Raw genomic sequence first — 15660 nt, forward strand, 5'->3', positions numbered from 1 at the left:
ATAGGGTTTGCGGTATACAGACGGGCTATAGAGCTAGATCCATGGATTTCACCTTGCTGGAGCCGAAAATGTCCCTAAGACCGCTCGTTTTGCTCAGTCTTTTCAGCCTGCTGGTGGCCTGCAGCAGCGATGCGCCCAAGCCCCAGCCGCCGACGCCAGGCCCCGCGCCACAACAGGCACAGAAGAAAGCCAAGGAATCGGCCAACCTCGGCCCGCTGCCCGCGTATCAGCGTGAATTGAGCGGCACCCTGCAAGGCGTGCCGGCCGACGCCGAAGTCGAACTGGCGCTGCTGGTGATCGATGACAAGGGCCGCCCGCAACAATTGCTCGCCAGTTCCAGCCTGATCGGCACCAATCAGATTCTGCCGTTTCACCTGCGTTTCAACCCGGAATCCTTCCCGGTCGGTGCCCGCGTTGAACTGCGGGGCCGCGCCAGCCAGTCCGGCCAGCTGATTTTGCATCTGCCGTCGCAAGTCATCAGCCAGCCAACGACGCAAGTGCTGGGTCAGCTGCAATTCGTCAAAGCGCCATGATTGCACCGCTCGACCTGCAACAGGCACTGGGTGAGTTGCTCGGTGATGCGCAGCTTGTGCCTGTCGCATTGCCGCAGACCAACCTGAAGCTTTGGCTGATCGACGGCGACAACATGGACCGCGCGTTCAGCCCGGAAGAAACCCGGCGGATTCTGCATGAGCCGCCCTATTGGAGTTTCTGCTGGGCCAGCGGCCTGGCGGTCGCCCGCTATCTCGCCGAATTCCCTGAGTGGGTCAAAGGCAAACGGGTGCTGGATTTCGGAGCCGGTTCCGGGGTGGCGGGGATCGCGGCAGTCAAGGCCGGAGCGCTGGAAGTGGTGGCCTGTGACCTCGACCCGCTGGCGATTGCCGCCTGTCGGGCGAATGCCGAACTCAATGACGTACACCTCAACTACTCAACGGACTTTTTCGCCGAAGCGGATCGCTTTGATCTGATTCTGGTGGCCGACGTGCTGTACGACCGGGCGAATCTGCCGTTGCTCGATGAATTCTTGAGTCGCGGCCAGGAAGCGTTGGTGGCCGATTCACGCGTGAGGGATTTTCGCCACCCGTTGTATCAACGCATCGAGATGCTGGAAGCGATGACCCTGCCCGATCTGGCCGAGCCCGAAGAGTTTCGGCATGTGAGCCTCTACCACGCGCGGCGCGGCTAGCCTTATAGTTGCCCCATTCACGCTTTTACGAGATCCCCCATGAGTCAGGAAACGCCGTACATCTTCGACGCCACGACTGCCGATTTCGAGCAGTCGGTGATCGAGAACTCTTTCCACAAACCGGTGCTGGTGGATTTCTGGGCCGAATGGTGTGCGCCGTGCAAGGCGTTGATGCCGATGCTGCAGACCATCGTCGAGAGCTATCAGGGTGAGTTGCTGCTGGCCAAGGTCAACTGCGACGTCGAGCCGGACATCGTTTCGCGCTTCGGCATTCGCAGCCTGCCGACGGTGGTGCTGTTCAAGGACGGTCAGCCGGTGGATGGTTTTGCCGGTGCACAGCCGGAATCTGCGGTGCGCGCGATGCTCGAACCTCACGTGCAAATGCCGCCGCCGGCTGCTGCCGACCCGTTCGAACAGGCTCAGGCGCTGTTTGATGACAACCGCTTTGCCGACGCCGAAGCCACACTGAAAGTGCTGCTGGGCGAAGACAACACCAATGCCAAGGCGCTGATCCTCTACGCCCGTTGCCTCACCGAACGTGGCGAGCTGGGCGAAGCGCAAATCGTGCTCGATGCGGTCACGAGCGATGAGCACAAAGCTGCCCTGGCCGGCGCCAAGGCGCAGATCCAGTTCCTCGGTCAGGCCAAGGACCTGCCGGATGCGGCAGACCTGAAAGCGCGTCTGGCGAAAAATCCGCAGGACGATGAAGCGGTTTATCAGCTGGCGATCCAGCAACTGGCCCGTCAGCAGTACGACGCGGCGCTGGATGCGTTGCTCAAGCTGTTCGTGCGCAATCGCAGCTACAGCGAAGGCTTGCCGCACAAGACCTTGCTGCAGGTGTTCGAACTGCTGGGCAACGATCACCCGCTGGTGACCACGTACCGCCGCAAGTTGTTTGCTGCGCTGTACTAACCTGCGTTGATCCAGCTGTAGAGCGGCGTATCCCCGCCGCTCGTCACCTTCACATCCGTGCAGTGACGCAAACGCACCAACAGGCGTTTGCCCGACGCCGCGCTGCCGGTCAGTCCTTCCAACTGATCCAGCAAATCCGGCCCGCTCAATTGCCCGGCCTTACACAGTAAATCCTTGGCGATCTGCCACAGCGCATCATCCTGATTGATCGGTTTTGCCGGTGCTGCACTGGCCTCCGGTTTCACCACCTGCAACTGCGCACCGAGCCGTGCCCAGTCGCCGTCATCCATCTCCAGCGTCAAATCCACCGGCCAGTCGCCGATGCTTCCGCGTATACGCAACATAAGTCTGCTCCTGCACATTTCTGACTTGCATGCTCCCATGTGACTTGCGCAACGCCAAGCAGGCGGTCAAACTCTCGGCACTTACGTTATAAGATTACATAACAAATTCTTCATTTTACTTTTCGGAGACCCGCCATGCGCCGTCTGCTTCTCGCTCTGCCGTTTGCCCTCTTGCCGCTGGCCGTCGCCCACGCCGCTGATGAACACGACCATGAGCACGGCAGCCTCGGCGCCCACGAACATGGCGTCGGTCGCCTGAACGCAGCGCTGGACGGGCAGACTCTGGAGCTGGAACTGGAAAGCCCGGCGATGAACCTGGTGGGTTTCGAACACGCTGCCACCACCGACGCCGACAAGGCCAAAGTCGCCGCCGTTCGGGCGCAGCTAGAGAAACCGCTGGTGCTGTTCAACCTGCCGAAAGCCGCTGGCTGCGTGATTGCGACTCAGGAACTGGAAAGCCCGTTGTTCGGCGACAAGCCCGATGCCGATGATGATCACGACGAAGCGGGCAAGGGCGAACATCACCACGACCACAGCGAAATCCACGCGCATTATCAATTCAGCTGCTCGGCACCCGGCGCGCTGAAAAACCTGGACCTGGCGAACATCTTCAACACGTTCCCGGCGACCCAGAAGATTCAGGTACAACTGATCAGCCCGAGCGGGCAGCAAGGCGTAGAAGTGACGGCCAAGGCAGCTGCCCTGAAATTCTAAATTCACCGAAGATCCCTTGTGGGAGCGAGCCTGCTCGCGAAAGCGGTCTGACAGTCGACATTGATGTTGAGGCTGACGGCCCCTTCGCGAGCAGGCTCGCTCCCACAGGGTTCACCACCAACTTGACCGGTTTCACATGACCCAAGCACTCATCGAACTGTCCGACCTGGGCTTCAGCTGGCCCGGTCATCCGCCGCTGCTGGACATCCCGGCGTTTCGCCTTATGCCAGGCGAAACCCTGTTCCTCAAAGGCCCCAGCGGCAGCGGCAAGACCACCCTGCTCGGTCTGCTAGGCGGTGTGCAGAAGCCCGATCGCGGTAGCATCCGATTGCTGGGCCAGGAGCTGACCGAACTCTCGGCCGGCGCTCGCGACCGCTTCCGGGTCGATCACACCGGCTACATCTTCCAGCAGTTCAACTTGCTGCCGTTTCTCTCGGTGCGCGAGAACGTTGAATTGCCCTGCCACTTCTCCAAGCTGCGCGCTGAACGGGCGATCCAGCGCCACGGCAGCGTCGATCAGGCGGCGGCCACCCTCCTCGCCCACTTGGGTTTGAAGGATGAAAGCATCCTCAGTCGTCGCGCCGATTCGCTGTCCATCGGTCAGCAGCAACGGGTTGCCGCTGCGCGCGCGTTGATCGGTCAGCCTGAATTGGTGATCGCCGACGAACCGACCTCGGCCCTGGATTACGACGCCCGCGAGAACTTCCTTCGTTTGCTGTTCGCCGAATGCCGCGAAGCCGGGTCAAGCCTGCTGTTTGTCAGCCATGACCAAAGCCTCGCACCGCTGTTCGATCGCCACCTGTCGCTGGCCGATCTCAATCGCGCCGCCACCCCGTCCGAGGTCTGAGATGTATTTGTTTCGTCTAGCCATGGCCAGCCTGGCTAACCGCCGCTTCACCGCGATCCTCACCGCGTTCGCCATTGCCCTGTCGGTCTGCCTGCTGTTGGCCGTGGAACGGGTGCGCACCGAAGCCAAGGCCAGTTTCGCCAGCACCATCAGCGGCACCGATCTGATCGTCGGTGCACGTTCCGGTTCGGTGAACCTGTTGCTGTACTCGGTGTTCCGCATCGGCAACGCCACCAACAACATCCGTTGGGACAGCTTCGAACACTTCGCCAACAACCCGAAAGTGAAGTGGGCGATCCCGATGTCCCTCGGCGACTCCCATCGCGGTTATCGGGTGATGGGCACCACCGAGGCGTACTTCGAGCATTACCAGTACGGCCATCAACAACACCTGGAACTGGCCGACGGCCGCGCCTTCGCCACTGACCCGTTCGAAGTGGTGCTCGGTGCCGAAGTGGCCGATGCGCTGCACTACAAACTCGGCGACAAACTGGTGCTGGCCCACGGCGTGGCGGTGATCAGCCTGGTCAAGCACGACGACAAGCCGTTCACCGTGGTCGGCATTCTCAAACGCACCGGCACCCCGGTGGACCGCACGTTGCACATCAGTCTCGGCGGTATGGAAGCGATACACATCGACTGGCACAACGGCGTGCCGGCGCGCGGCAACGGTCGGATCAGTGCCGATCAGGCACGCAACATGGACCTGACGCCGCAAGCGATCACCGCGTTCATGCTCGGCCTCAACAGCAAGATTTCGACCTTCGCGCTACAGCGTGAGATCAATGAATTTCTGGGTGAACCGATGCTGGCGATCCTGCCGGGTGTGGCGCTGCAAGAGCTGTGGAGTTTGATGAGCACGGCGGAAAAAGCTTTGTTCGTGGTGTCGCTGTTTGTGGTGCTGACCGGGTTGATCGGCATGCTCACGGCGATCCTCACCAGCCTCAACGAACGCCGTCGGGAGATGGCGATTCTGCGTTCGGTGGGTGCCCGGCCGTGGCACATCGCGACGTTGCTGGTGCTGGAGGCGTTTGCCCTGGCACTGTCTGGCGTGATTGCCGGTGTAGCGCTGCTGTATGTGGGCATCGCGGCGGCTCAAGGCTATGTGCAAGCGAATTACGGCTTGTACCTGCCGCTGGCCTGGCCGAGCGAATATGAATGGACGCTGCTCGGTGGCATCCTGATCGCCGCGCTGCTGATGGGCGGCGTGCCGGCCTGGCGCGCGTATCGCCAATCCCTGGCCGATGGCCTGTCGATCCGTTTATGAGGACGTTGAACATGCCCCGCGCCGTGCTTGCGCTGTTGATGCTGGTCGCCTTGCCCCTGTGGGCGGCCGGGCCGAAAGAGCTGACCTGGTCGGAAATGATCCCCCCGGACGCCGCCCCGGAAGTGCCGAACATGACGCCGTTGCACGACCTGTCGCAGATGGGCAACGCGTTGGCCGCCGAATCGGCGCCAGCGGCCAAGCAAGACATGCCCAATGCACCGGTGGTGAAAAGCCTCGACGGTCAGCACATTCGGCTGCCGGGCTACATCGTGCCACTGGAAGTGAGTGAAGAAGGTCGCACCACCGAGTTTCTGCTGGTGCCTTACTTCGGCGCCTGCATCCACGTGCCGCCACCGCCGTCGAACCAGATCGTGCACGTCAAAAGCAAGGTGGGTGTGAAGCTCGACGAGTTGTATCAGCCGTACTGGATCGAAGGGGCATTGCAGGTTAAAGCGTCGACCAGCGAACTGGCGGATGCCGGGTATCAGATGCAGGCTGACAAGATTTACGTGTATGAGCTGCCGGAGTGAAACCGGTCGTTTTTCTTACCGTTGATATCGCCAAGATCGCAGCCTTCGGCAGCTCCTACCTTGACCGCGTGCAAACCCGATCCTGTAGGAGCTGCCGAAGGCTGCGATCTTTTAGGGCCATCACTGTTTCATTGAGCTGAGTCAAAAGACCGTATCAGAGGGCTCCGTACCATTGGACATCAAAAATTTTTAACGTCCTTTGGAGCCCTCCATGCACAAGTCTTTGCTCAGCGCTTCGCTGTTTGCCCTCGCGCTCGCAGCACCGTTAGCCTACGCCCACGAAGCCGGCGATATCATCGTTCGTGCCGGTGCAATCACCGTCAACCCGAAAGCCGACAGCTCCAGCGTCAAGGTTGATCAAGGTCCGCTGAAGGGTGCCGATCTGGGTGGCAAGGCCACCATGAGCAGCGACACGCAACTGGGTCTGAACTTCGCTTACATGCTCAACAGCCACTGGGGGATCGAGCTGCTGGCGGCCTCGCCGTTCGAGCATGACGTGAAGCTCAAAGGCACCGCCCTCGGCGCGGCCAACGGCAAACTCGGTACGCTGAAACACCTGCCACCGACGCTGAGCGTTGTGTACTACCCACTGGATGCGAAGTCCGCCTTCCAGCCGTATGTCGGCGCCGGTATCAATTACACCTGGATCTACGACGAGCACGTTGGCAGCGAAGCCAGCGCCAACGGTTTCAGCAACTTCAAAGCGGATAACTCTTGGGGCATGGCGTTCCAGGTCGGCGCCGACTACATGCTGACCGACAACATCATGATCAACGCCCAGGTGCGTTACATCGACATCGACACCACCGCGACGGTGCAAAATAACGCAGTGGCGCAAGGCACTCGCGCCAAGGTCGATGTGGACGTGGATCCGTTCATCTACATGGTTGGCCTGGGTTACAAATTCTAAAATTTGCCGCACAAAAAAGGCGCCTCGAAAGGCGCCTTTTTCATGACTGCGTAAACCTCAGCGCCCCAACAACCGCGCCAGTCCGACACGCATCGGTGTCTGCTCCGGGTAGGTAAAGCGCTCCAGCAAACGCTGATTGTTCGCTCGTGAGTGACGGATGTCACCGGAGCGCGCCGGGCCATAGCTCACCGGCGGCAATTGACCGACCACCGCTTCAAGGGCTTCAAGCATTTGCTTGAGGGTCGTGGCCTGGTTCCAGCCGACGTTGACCGCGCCGACTTCGACCTGCGGTTTCTCGATCGCTTGCACCAACAAGTCGACCAGGTCTTCGACGTAGACGAAATCGCGAGTCTGTTCACCGTCACCGAACACAGTGATCGGCAGGCCCTTCTGCGCGCGCTCGCTGAAAATGCTGATTACCCCGGAGTACGGCGAGGACGGATCCTGGCGTGGGCCGAAGATGTTGAAGAAACGGAAAATCACCGGCTCCAGACCATGCTGGCGACGGTAAAAATCGAAGTAATGCTCGCTCGCCAATTTGTCCGAAGCGTAGGGCGTCAACGGTGCCTTGGGCGTGTCTTCGTCGATCGACTCGCCTTCGCCATTGTTGCCGTAGACCGCTGCGCTGGACGCATACAGCACCCGTTTGACGCCGGACTGGCGCATGGCTTCGCAGACATTCAGCGAGCCAATGAAATTGCTCTGGTGAGTCTTCACCGGATCATCCACCGACGCCTGCACCGACGCCACCGCGGCCAAGTGCGCCACAGCGCTGCATCCGACCATCGCCTGCGCGACCAGCGCGGCATCGGCGACATCGCCCACGATCAGTTCGACGCCGGGATTGTCCAGCGGCAAGTTGCTGCGTTTGCCAGTGGAGAGGTCATCGAGGATACGTACCGAATGGCCCTTGGCGAGTAAGGCATCGGTGAGGTGCGAGCCGATGAAACCGGCGCCGCCGGTGATTAAAACAGGGCCGTCAGCCATGGCGATAAAACCTGTCCAGTAAGCCCGGGAGTGCCGCACGCCAGGCGCGGGGCTTGATCCCGAAAGTGTGCAGAATTTTCTTGCAGGCCAGCACCGCGTGTTGCGGCTCTTCGGCGGCGTCCGGTCGCGCGGCGTGAGCCTGGGCGGTCGGCGCTTCGATGGCCAGCGGATGCAGAGCGCGCGCTTCGGTGAGGATCGCCTGCCCAAGTGCCAGCGGCGTGGTCGCCTCATGCCCGGCGTAATGGTAGGTGCCCCACAGCGGCGCCGAGCAATCGAGTTGCTTGAGGACCGAGATGATCACCCGCGCGGCGTCATCCACCGGCGTCGGATTGCCCCGGCGGTCATCGGCCATCAGCAATTCTTCAGGCAGTTCGGCGCGGCCGAGGAAACGCCCGAGGGTGCCGTCGGGGCTGTCATCGAGCAGCCAGCCGAATCGCAGCAACACGTGTTGCGGGCAGGTGGCGCGGACGCTTTGCTCGATCCGCCACAAGGCCTGACCGCGCAGGCCCAAAGGCACCGGTTCGTCTTTTTCGCTATAGGCCGTCGCCCGGGAACCATCGAACACGCGATAGCTCGACGGTTGCAGCAGCACGATGTTGTGATGCTGGCACAGTTCGGCCAGACGCTCGATCGCCCGTTCCTGCCCGGCCAGACGCTGTTCGCTGACCGTCTCCGCCTGAAACCAGTCGAAGTAATAGGCGAGGTTGATCAACGCGTCCGGACGGGTGTCGTCGAGCAGTTGCGTCAGGGTCGCGGCGTCCCAGCCGTCTTGCGGTGGGCGGGGGGCGAGGAAGCCGATGTCTTCCTCCGCACCGAGGCGAATCAGCGCCTGCCCAAGGGCATTTCCGCCGCCCAGTAACATAAGGCGCATTCGCATAGAGTCAGCAGGCCCAGTCTGATAGAAACAATGGCTTTATCGACACCGCTCGCGGGCGATGCCGTCGATAGTTGCCGGAATCGTTGCATTTTGCGGGTTTAGTGCGCAACCGTCATCCGTAAAGTGTAGATACCTGAGATCTGTGCTGCCTGTTCCGGCCCCTTCGCGAGCAAGCCCGCTCCCACATTAGATCCAGGACGCACACAAATCCCCTGTGGGAGCGAGCCTGCTCGCGATAGGGCCCTCAGCAACGACGCAAATCCCGAGCGGTACTTGCATCTTCAGCCCCCCGCCCGCATAAATTGCTGCATGAATCTGCCAATCCCGACGGACAGCGCCCTGGCAGGCTTCCACCCCGCCGTCAGCGCCTGGTTCAGCAGCACCTTCCCGACGGTCACCGCCGCCCAGGCCCGGGCGTGGCCGTTGATCCGCCAGCACCGTTCGACACTGGTCGCCGCACCCACGGGCTCTGGCAAGACCCTCACCGCGTTCCTCGCGGTCATCGACGACCTGGTCCACCGCGCAATGGCCAACGGTGGCCATCTGCCGGATGAAACCCTGGTGGTCTACGTTTCGCCGCTAAAAGCCTTGTCCAACGACATCCAGATCAACCTGCAAAACCCGCTGGCCGGCATCACCGAGCAGTTACGCGAGATGGGCCTGCCGCAATTGCAGATCAACACCGCCGTACGCACCGGCGATACGCCGCAAAAAGACCGCTCTGCGATGCGTAAGACCGCCCCACACATTCTGGTGACCACCCCGGAATCCCTTTACGTGCTGCTCGGTTCCGACTCCGGCCGACAAATGCTCAGTACAACCCGCACGGTGATCGTCGACGAAATTCACGCGATCGCCGCCAGCAAGCGCGGCAGTCACCTGGCCCTGAGCCTCGAGCGACTGCAAGCGTTATGCGCGCAACCGCTGATGCGGATTGGCCTGTCTGCCACGCAAAAACCCATCGAAGCCGTCTCACAATTTCTGGTTGGCCGCGATCGCGCGTGCGAAATCATCGACATCGGCCACGCCCGCCCACGGGATCTGGACATCGAAGTGCCGCCCGTGCCGTTGTCGGCGGTGATGGCCAACGACATCTGGGAACTGGTCTACGACCGCCTCGCCGCCCTCGCCCGCGAACACCGCACCACGCTGATTTTCGTCAACACCCGACGCCTCGCCGAACGCCTGAGCCGTCACTTGAGCGAACGCCTCGGCAAGGACGCGGTGGCCGCCCACCACGGCAGTCTGGCCAAGGAGTTTCGTCTCGACGCCGAACAGCGGCTCAAGCGTGGCGAGCTGCAAGTGTTGATCGCCACGGCGTCCCTGGAACTGGGGATCGATATCGGCGATGTCGACCTGGTCTGCCAGATTGCCTCGCCGCGTTCGATTGCCGGGTTCCTGCAACGGGTCGGCCGCTCCGGGCACCAGGTCGGCGGTACGCCCAAGGGCCGTTTGTTCGCCACCACCCGCGATGACCTGATCGAATGCGCCGCCCTGCTCGACTGCGTGCGGCGTGGCGAACTCGACACCTTGCTGATTCCCAAGGCACCGCTGGATGTACTCGCGCAACAAATCATCGCCGAGGTCAGTTGCCAGGAATGGCACGAGCAGGCGCTGCTGGAGATGTTCCGCAACGCCTCGCCCTACCGCGAACTCGACGAAAAACACTATCAAGCGCTGCTGCAGATGCTCGCCGAAGGCTACAACGGTCGCCTGGGCATCCGCAGCGCTTACCTGCACCGCGACGCCGTGACCCGCACCCTGCGCGGTCGTCGGGGCGCAAAACTGACGGCCGTGACCAGCGGCGGGACGATCCCGGACAACGCCGACTACAGCGTTTTACTCGAACCCCAAGGGCTGAACATCGGCAGCGTCAACGAAGACTTTGCGGTGGAAAGCATCGCCGGGGACGTCTTCCAATTGGGTAACACCTCCTACCGAATCCTGCGGGTCGAAACCGGCAAGGTTCGAGTCGAAGACGCGCAGGGCCAACCGCCGACCATTCCGTTCTGGCTCGGCGAAGCACCGGGACGCAGCGCTGAACTGTCGTTCGCCGTGGCGCGCCTGCAAGCGCAACTCGATGAGCTGCTCGGCGCCACACCCGGTCGCTTGCAGCCCGCTATCGACTGGCTGACCGACACCCTCGGTCTGAACCTCGCCAGCGCGGAACAATTGGTCGATTACCTGGCCCGTGCGCGTCTGACATTGGGCGCCCTGCCGTCACAAGACACGCTGCTGATGGAGCGGTTTTTCGACGAGTCCGGCGGCACGCAATTGATCATCCACACGCCATTCGGTAGCCGCATCAACCGCGCCTGGGGCCTGGCCCTGCGCAAGCGTTTTTGCCGCACCTTCAACTTCGAATTGCAGGCCGCCGCCAGCGAAGACGCCATCGTCCTGTCGCTGTCCACCAGCCACAGTTTCGAACTCGATGACGTCTGGCGCTATTTGCACAGCAACAGCGCCGAGCACACCCTGATTCAAGCCGTGCTCGATGCGCCGCTGTTCGGCGTGCGCTGGCGCTGGAATGCCGGGGTCGCGCTGGCGCTGCCGCGCTACAGTGGCGGCCGCAAAGTCCCGCCGCAGATCCAGCGGATGAAAAGCGAAGACCTGATCGCCAGCGTGTTTCCCGATCAGATTGCCTGCGTGGAAAACCTCGCCGGCGAACGGGAAATTCCCGACCATCCACTGGTGGAACAAACCCTCGACGATTGCCTGCACGAGGCCATGGACAGCGAAGGCTGGCTGGCGTTGTTGCGGCGCATGGAACGTGGCGACATCCGCTTGATCAGCCGCGACCTGCCGGCGCCCTCACCGCTGGCAGCGGAAATTCTCAGTGCCCGGCCCTACACCTTTCTCGACGATGCGCCGCTGGAAGAGCGCCGCACTCAAGCAGTGCTCAACCGTCGCTGGAGCGATCCGCAGTCCACCGATGACCTCGGTGCGCTGGATGCGGACGCGATTCAAGCCGTGCGCGAGGAAGCCTGGCCAGCGCCGACTGGCATCGATGAAATGCATGAAGCGTTGATGAGCCTCGCGTGCATCACCGACGTCGAGGCCCAGGCCCATCCAGACTGGCTCGATTGGCTGAACGCCCTGGCCGACAGCGGTCGCGCCAGCCGCTTGCAAGTCAATGCAGGGCAAGCGCTATGGTTGGCACTGGAGCGGCTGACCTGTTTGCGGGCGATTTATCCGCAGGCGATTTTGCAGCCACCGTTGGAGGCGTTGCCCGGGTTCGATGAAGTCTGGACGCCGGACGAAGCGGTGCTGGAAGTGATTCGTGCGCGGCTCAGCGCGTTCGGTCCGTTGCCGCTGAGCGCGATTGCCGAACCGCTCGGATTAGCGGCGACTCAAGTCACTCAGGCGTTGGCGCAACTGGAACGCGAAGGTTATGTGCTGCGCGGTCAATTCACGCCCGGCACGGCTGAGGAAGAATGGTGCGAACGGCATTTGCTGGCGCGAATTCACCGCTACACCGTCAAGCGTCTGCGGCGGGAAATCGAGCCCGTGGCGTTGCAGGATTTCATGCGTTTCCTGTTTGACTGGCAGCACCTGTCCGCCGCGACCCAGAGTCAGGGCAGCGCAGTATTGCCCGCGATAGTCGGTCAGTTCGAAGGCTACCCCGCCGCCGCTTCAGCCTGGGACAGCGATATTTTGCCGGCGCGAATAAAAGACTTTTCAGCGAGTTGGCTGGATGACCTGTGCCGCAGCGGCAAGCTGGTGTGGACTCGCCTGACCGCGCGCAACAAGAGCGCCAGCACGGCGCTGCGTAGCACACCGATTCTGCTATTGCCGCGCAGTCAGGTCGGGTTGTGGAGCGGGTTGACCGAGCAGACGCCGGCCAGCGAACTGTCGCCCAAGACGCAAAAAGTCTACGAAGCCCTGAGCCAACACGGCGCGCTGTTTTTCGATGAGCTGACTCACGAAGCCCACTTGCTGCGCTCGGAACTGGAGATCGCCTTGCAGGAATTGGTCGGCGCCGGGTTGGTGAATGCCGACAGCTTCGCCGGTCTGCGGGCGCTGATCACCCCGGCCAGCAAACGCCAGAATCGCAGCAGCCGACGCGGGCGCGGTGCGTTGGTCGGCGGGATGGACGATGCCGGGCGCTGGGCCTTGCTGCGACGCGGGACGCAAGCTCCGGTTGTGGAGAACAAACGTCCGGCACCGACGCCGACCGACACCCTTGAACATATCGCCATGACCTTGCTCCGACGCTACGGCGTGGTGTTCTGGCGCTTGCTGGAACGTGAAGCGGATTGGCTGCCGAGCTGGCGAGAATTGCTGCGCACTTTCCATCGGCTGGAAGCTCGCGGCGAGATTCGCGGCGGGCGGTTTGTCAGTGGCTTGGCGGGTGAACAGTTTGCATTGCCTGAAGCCATTCCGTTACTGCGCGAGGTGCGGCGACGGCCGCATGACGGGAGTTTGATTGCCGTGTGCGGGGTTGATCCGCTGAACCTCGCCGGGACACTTTTACCCGGAGCAAAAGTACCGGCATTGGCGAGTAATCGATTGGTGTATCGCGATGGTCTGCCGGCCGCTGCCGAGATTGCCGGCAAGCAGATTTTCTGGCTAGAGCTGGATCAGCAATCAACTACCGAACTGCACAACAAACTGATCCGGCATTGATGTTTTCCGGGCTGGCCTCATCGCGAGCAAGCTCGCTCCCACAGGGGAATGCGATCCAATGTGGGAGCGAGCTTGCTCGCGATGAGGCCATCAGCCCCAACACAAATCATTGAGTACGCGGCTGATCCGGCAGGAACACCGATGAATGCTCCGATGCAAGTCCATCGCTTTGCAGCGGTTCAACAGCCTGTCTTGGCATCAAGACCTGCTGTGGATAAGTCTGCGCGAAATGCACCCACGGGCTGTTATCCACAAGCTTTTTCAAACGCTGGTTGAACGCCCGACTCACTGCGTATTGCCCACCCGACACGGTGCGGAACTGTGCCGTCAGCACCACGCCGTTGAGGTCCATCTTGTCGACACCAAACACATCCAGCGGCCCTTGCAGGTTGTACTTGAGGAACGCATCGTCGCGGATGGAATCTCCAGCCTCGCGGATCAACTCGATAGCCTTGTCGACATCGGTGTCGTAAGTGAATTGCACCGAAAAGAACGCATAGGCGAATTGCCGCGATTGATTGGTCACGGCCTTGATCTGACCGAACGGCACCGAGTGCACAAACCCCTTGCCGTCGCGCAGGCGCAAAGTACGGATCGTCAGGCCTTCAACAGTGCCGGCGTGGCCAGAGTCGAGTACGACCCAATCGCCAATCGACAACGTGTCTTCGATGATGATGAACAACCCGGTGATCACGTCCTGCACCAGTTGCTGGGAACCGAATCCGATGGCCAGCCCTACGACACCGGCACCCGCCAGAAAGGGTGCAACGTTGATCCCCAGGTTAGCCATGGTGGTGATCGCACAGATCACCACCAGGATGATTTTGATCGCATTGCGCAGCAGCGGCAGGATGGTTTTGATCCGGGTGCTGGGCTGGTGCGCCGAGCGTTTGCTAACGGGTGGCTTCAGGGCTTCCTGAATCGCCGTGTCCAACACCACCCAGACCATCCAGGTCACCAGGAAAATCAAACCGATACGGCTCAGGGAATCGCTGATCGCCCGGCCGACTGAATTGCTCACCGCAAATTCAAACAGCGACACACCCCAGATGCGCCCCAGGACATCGATGAACACAATCGCCAGGGCGATGCGCAGCAACGCGTGCGAAAGGCTGAGAAAGCGCTCTTTGTAGGCACTGCTGCGGCGCACGACCAACTCACTGCGCGACTTGAACAGGTGATGCAGCGACGTGCTGAGAAACACCGTCGCAATCAGCAACACCGTGGTAAACAGCGCACAGCGCAGTACTTTCTGGTTGTCATCGCCAATGCCGATCAGGTTGATCACCGACACCAGCACCATCAACAGAATCGGCCAGTACCAGAGCCCGGAAAAGATCCTCAGCATTTCACGCACGGCCGGCTGACTGAGGCGCTGGGACAACGGCAAAATGCGGATCAGATGGGCGACCGGACGGCGCATCTTGATCACCAAAAGGCCAAAGGTGACCGAGGCCGCCACCCCGGTGAACACCGCGACACTGCTGGTGAGATTGCCGCCAAGCAGGCGGGCGATTTGCGGGCTGGTCAAGGCGTCGCTCAGCGCCACGAGGAAGCCCATCAAAAACAGCGGTCGTGGGCTGTGCTGACGAATAATCTGCACCGCCTGGCGCTTGTGGCCGGCGTTGAACAGCACCACCAGCGACAACAGCAACGACGCGGCGAAGATGCCGCTGCTGGTGGCATAGGCGAAACACAATGCCAGCGCCCGGCCGGCGGACACTTGCAGGAAGTGGCTGACATACAGCGTCAGCGGCAGGCTGATCAGCGCCGGAACCGTGTAGGGCAACACATAACCCAGCAAGGCCTGACCGCGCTCGCGAGTGAGCAGCAGGCGGTTCTGGCACAGACGTTTGGTGAGCAGCCCTCCCAGCAGCCAGAGCAACACAAAGACGCCCATCCACACACCGGACAACAGCAGGAAATCCCCCGCCACGCTCCAGCTCGAACGGGACGACGGATGATTGACCAGTTTATCCACCTCAACCGCCGCCCGGTCTGCACGCAGACGCCAGGCGTCCAGCAGGTCCTCGTTGAGATCGAGTTTTCCCTGGACTTCCTCAATGCTCGAACTGATGGCACCCAGCAAACCACCCTGTACCAGCGGTTCGGGATGGGCCAGTGGTGTCGCGGCGGCGGCCGGCACACCCGGCAGTGCGGCAGCCTCCAGCTCGTTGCTGCCCAGAATCAGCAATGCCCCCAGTAGTATCGCGGTCTTGAACTTGAACAAACACGGCGCTCCTGCGAAAGGGTCTGTAAGGAACTGATCGGGAAAGTGTAGGCAAGTTCGGTTATTGGGTGAAATCAAGAGCCACCCCCTCACCCCAGCCCTCTCCCCAAGGGAGAGGGAGCCTACCGAGGTGTTCTTGGAGCTACATCGACCTGAAACATCGAGTCGAACTCAGGTTTTGAAAACAACACAAATCTGCTCCCTTTCCCCCTCGCCCCCATGGGGGAGAG

13 protein-coding genes are annotated in these 15660 nt (G+C 61.5%); 9 read left to right on the forward strand and 4 right to left on the reverse strand.

Going from position 1 to position 15660, the window contains the following annotated elements; all coding sequences use genetic code 11:
• Nucleotides 1-68: 68 nt before the first annotated feature.
• From ACYZTZ_RS24705 to trxA, 3 genes are read left to right on the forward strand one after another with little or no spacing between them, the layout of a single operon-like run.
• On the forward strand, nt 69-533 hold the full coding sequence (locus ACYZTZ_RS24705) for a hypothetical protein (RefSeq protein WP_056743691.1): 465 nt from the start codon (nt 69-71) through the stop codon (nt 531-533).
• Entirely contained in the window at nt 530-1186 is a 657-nt protein-coding gene (locus ACYZTZ_RS24710) for a class I SAM-dependent methyltransferase (RefSeq protein ID WP_461999983.1), read from the forward strand. The genes ACYZTZ_RS24705 and ACYZTZ_RS24710 overlap by 4 nt, the downstream gene beginning before the upstream one ends.
• Nucleotides 1187-1225: 39 nt before the next feature.
• On the forward strand, nt 1226-2098 hold the full coding sequence (gene trxA / locus ACYZTZ_RS24715) for a thioredoxin (protein ID WP_461999984.1): 873 nt from the start codon (nt 1226-1228) through the stop codon (nt 2096-2098).
• Here the strand turns inward: trxA and ACYZTZ_RS24720 are convergent.
• Nucleotides 2095-2442 (reverse strand): hypothetical protein, encoded by a 348-nt coding sequence (locus ACYZTZ_RS24720; protein ID WP_461999985.1) that lies wholly within the window; start codon nt 2440-2442, stop codon nt 2095-2097. The two genes, trxA and ACYZTZ_RS24720, sit on opposite strands and share 4 nt — an antisense overlap.
• A 135-nt stretch (nt 2443-2577) precedes the next feature.
• Here ACYZTZ_RS24720 and ACYZTZ_RS24725 point away from each other — a divergent pair, with 135 nt between their 5' ends.
• The 5 genes from ACYZTZ_RS24725 (at nt 2578) to ACYZTZ_RS24745 (ending at nt 6710) form a co-directional block, all read left to right on the forward strand.
• Nucleotides 2578-3156, forward strand: coding sequence for a DUF2796 domain-containing protein (locus ACYZTZ_RS24725; protein ID WP_461999986.1), 579 nt, complete (start codon nt 2578-2580; stop codon nt 3154-3156).
• Between the two features lie 136 nt (nt 3157-3292).
• On the forward strand, nt 3293-4003 hold the full coding sequence (locus ACYZTZ_RS24730; protein WP_056743679.1) for an ABC transporter ATP-binding protein: 711 nt from the start codon (nt 3293-3295) through the stop codon (nt 4001-4003).
• Between the two features lies 1 nt (nt 4004).
• A complete protein-coding gene (locus ACYZTZ_RS24735) occupies nt 4005-5270 on the forward strand; it encodes an ABC transporter permease (RefSeq protein ID WP_461999987.1) in 1266 nt (421 codons plus the stop codon).
• A gap of 11 nt (nt 5271-5281) precedes the next feature.
• Nucleotides 5282-5800, forward strand: coding sequence for a DUF3299 domain-containing protein (locus ACYZTZ_RS24740; RefSeq protein ID WP_056743681.1), 519 nt, complete (start codon nt 5282-5284; stop codon nt 5798-5800).
• A gap of 211 nt (nt 5801-6011) precedes the next feature.
• Nucleotides 6012-6710, forward strand: coding sequence for an OmpW/AlkL family protein (locus tag ACYZTZ_RS24745; RefSeq protein WP_461999988.1), 699 nt, complete (start codon nt 6012-6014; stop codon nt 6708-6710).
• 57 nt (nt 6711-6767) lie between these two features.
• Here ACYZTZ_RS24745 and ACYZTZ_RS24750 read toward each other — a convergent pair whose 3' ends face one another.
• Complete coding sequence (locus ACYZTZ_RS24750; protein ID WP_461999989.1) at nt 6768-7697, reverse strand: NAD-dependent epimerase/dehydratase family protein; 930 nt, start codon at nt 7695-7697, stop codon at nt 6768-6770.
• Nucleotides 7690-8574, reverse strand: a complete 885-nt coding sequence (locus ACYZTZ_RS24755) for a sugar nucleotide-binding protein (RefSeq protein WP_046053235.1) — start codon at nt 8572-8574, stop codon at nt 7690-7692. Before ACYZTZ_RS24755 ends, ACYZTZ_RS24750 begins: the two co-directional genes overlap by 8 nt.
• Nucleotides 8575-8883: 309 nt before the next feature.
• On the opposite strand from ACYZTZ_RS24755, the gene ACYZTZ_RS24760 reads away from it, so the two are divergent.
• Complete coding sequence (locus ACYZTZ_RS24760) at nt 8884-13200, forward strand: DEAD/DEAH box helicase (protein ID WP_461999990.1); 4317 nt, start codon at nt 8884-8886, stop codon at nt 13198-13200.
• A 106-nt stretch (nt 13201-13306) separates the two neighbouring features.
• On the opposite strand, the gene ACYZTZ_RS24765 is transcribed toward ACYZTZ_RS24760, so the two are convergent.
• The gene (locus tag ACYZTZ_RS24765; protein WP_461999991.1) at nt 13307-15430 is read right to left on the reverse strand and encodes a mechanosensitive ion channel family protein; all 2124 of its coding nucleotides are present in this window, start codon (nt 15428-15430) and stop codon (nt 13307-13309) included.
• Nucleotides 15431-15660 lie beyond the last annotated feature (230 nt).

Source organism: Pseudomonas sp. LB3P58 (genome assembly GCF_054897895.1).

Excerpts from the sequence above, each read along its gene's own strand:
- ACYZTZ_RS24705 (WP_056743691.1), top strand. The coding sequence starts at position 69 with ATGTCCCTAAGACCGCTCGTTTTGCTCAGTCTTTTCAGCCTGCTGGTG.
- ACYZTZ_RS24710 (WP_461999983.1), top strand. The coding sequence starts at position 530 with ATGATTGCACCGCTCGACCTGCAACAGGCACTGGGTGAGTTGCTCGGT.
- trxA (WP_461999984.1), top strand. The coding sequence starts at position 1,226 with ATGAGTCAGGAAACGCCGTACATCTTCGACGCCACGACTGCCGATTTC.
- ACYZTZ_RS24720 (WP_461999985.1), bottom strand. The coding sequence starts at position 2,442 with ATGTTGCGTATACGCGGAAGCATCGGCGACTGGCCGGTGGATTTGACG.
- ACYZTZ_RS24725 (WP_461999986.1), top strand. The coding sequence starts at position 2,578 with ATGCGCCGTCTGCTTCTCGCTCTGCCGTTTGCCCTCTTGCCGCTGGCC.
- ACYZTZ_RS24730 (WP_056743679.1), top strand. The coding sequence starts at position 3,293 with ATGACCCAAGCACTCATCGAACTGTCCGACCTGGGCTTCAGCTGGCCC.
- ACYZTZ_RS24735 (WP_461999987.1), top strand. The coding sequence starts at position 4,005 with ATGTATTTGTTTCGTCTAGCCATGGCCAGCCTGGCTAACCGCCGCTTC.
- ACYZTZ_RS24740 (WP_056743681.1), top strand. The coding sequence starts at position 5,282 with ATGCCCCGCGCCGTGCTTGCGCTGTTGATGCTGGTCGCCTTGCCCCTG.
- ACYZTZ_RS24745 (WP_461999988.1), top strand. The coding sequence starts at position 6,012 with ATGCACAAGTCTTTGCTCAGCGCTTCGCTGTTTGCCCTCGCGCTCGCA.
- ACYZTZ_RS24750 (WP_461999989.1), bottom strand. The coding sequence starts at position 7,697 with ATGGCTGACGGCCCTGTTTTAATCACCGGCGGCGCCGGTTTCATCGGC.
- ACYZTZ_RS24755 (WP_046053235.1), bottom strand. The coding sequence starts at position 8,574 with ATGCGAATGCGCCTTATGTTACTGGGCGGCGGAAATGCCCTTGGGCAG.
- ACYZTZ_RS24760 (WP_461999990.1), top strand. The coding sequence starts at position 8,884 with ATGAATCTGCCAATCCCGACGGACAGCGCCCTGGCAGGCTTCCACCCC.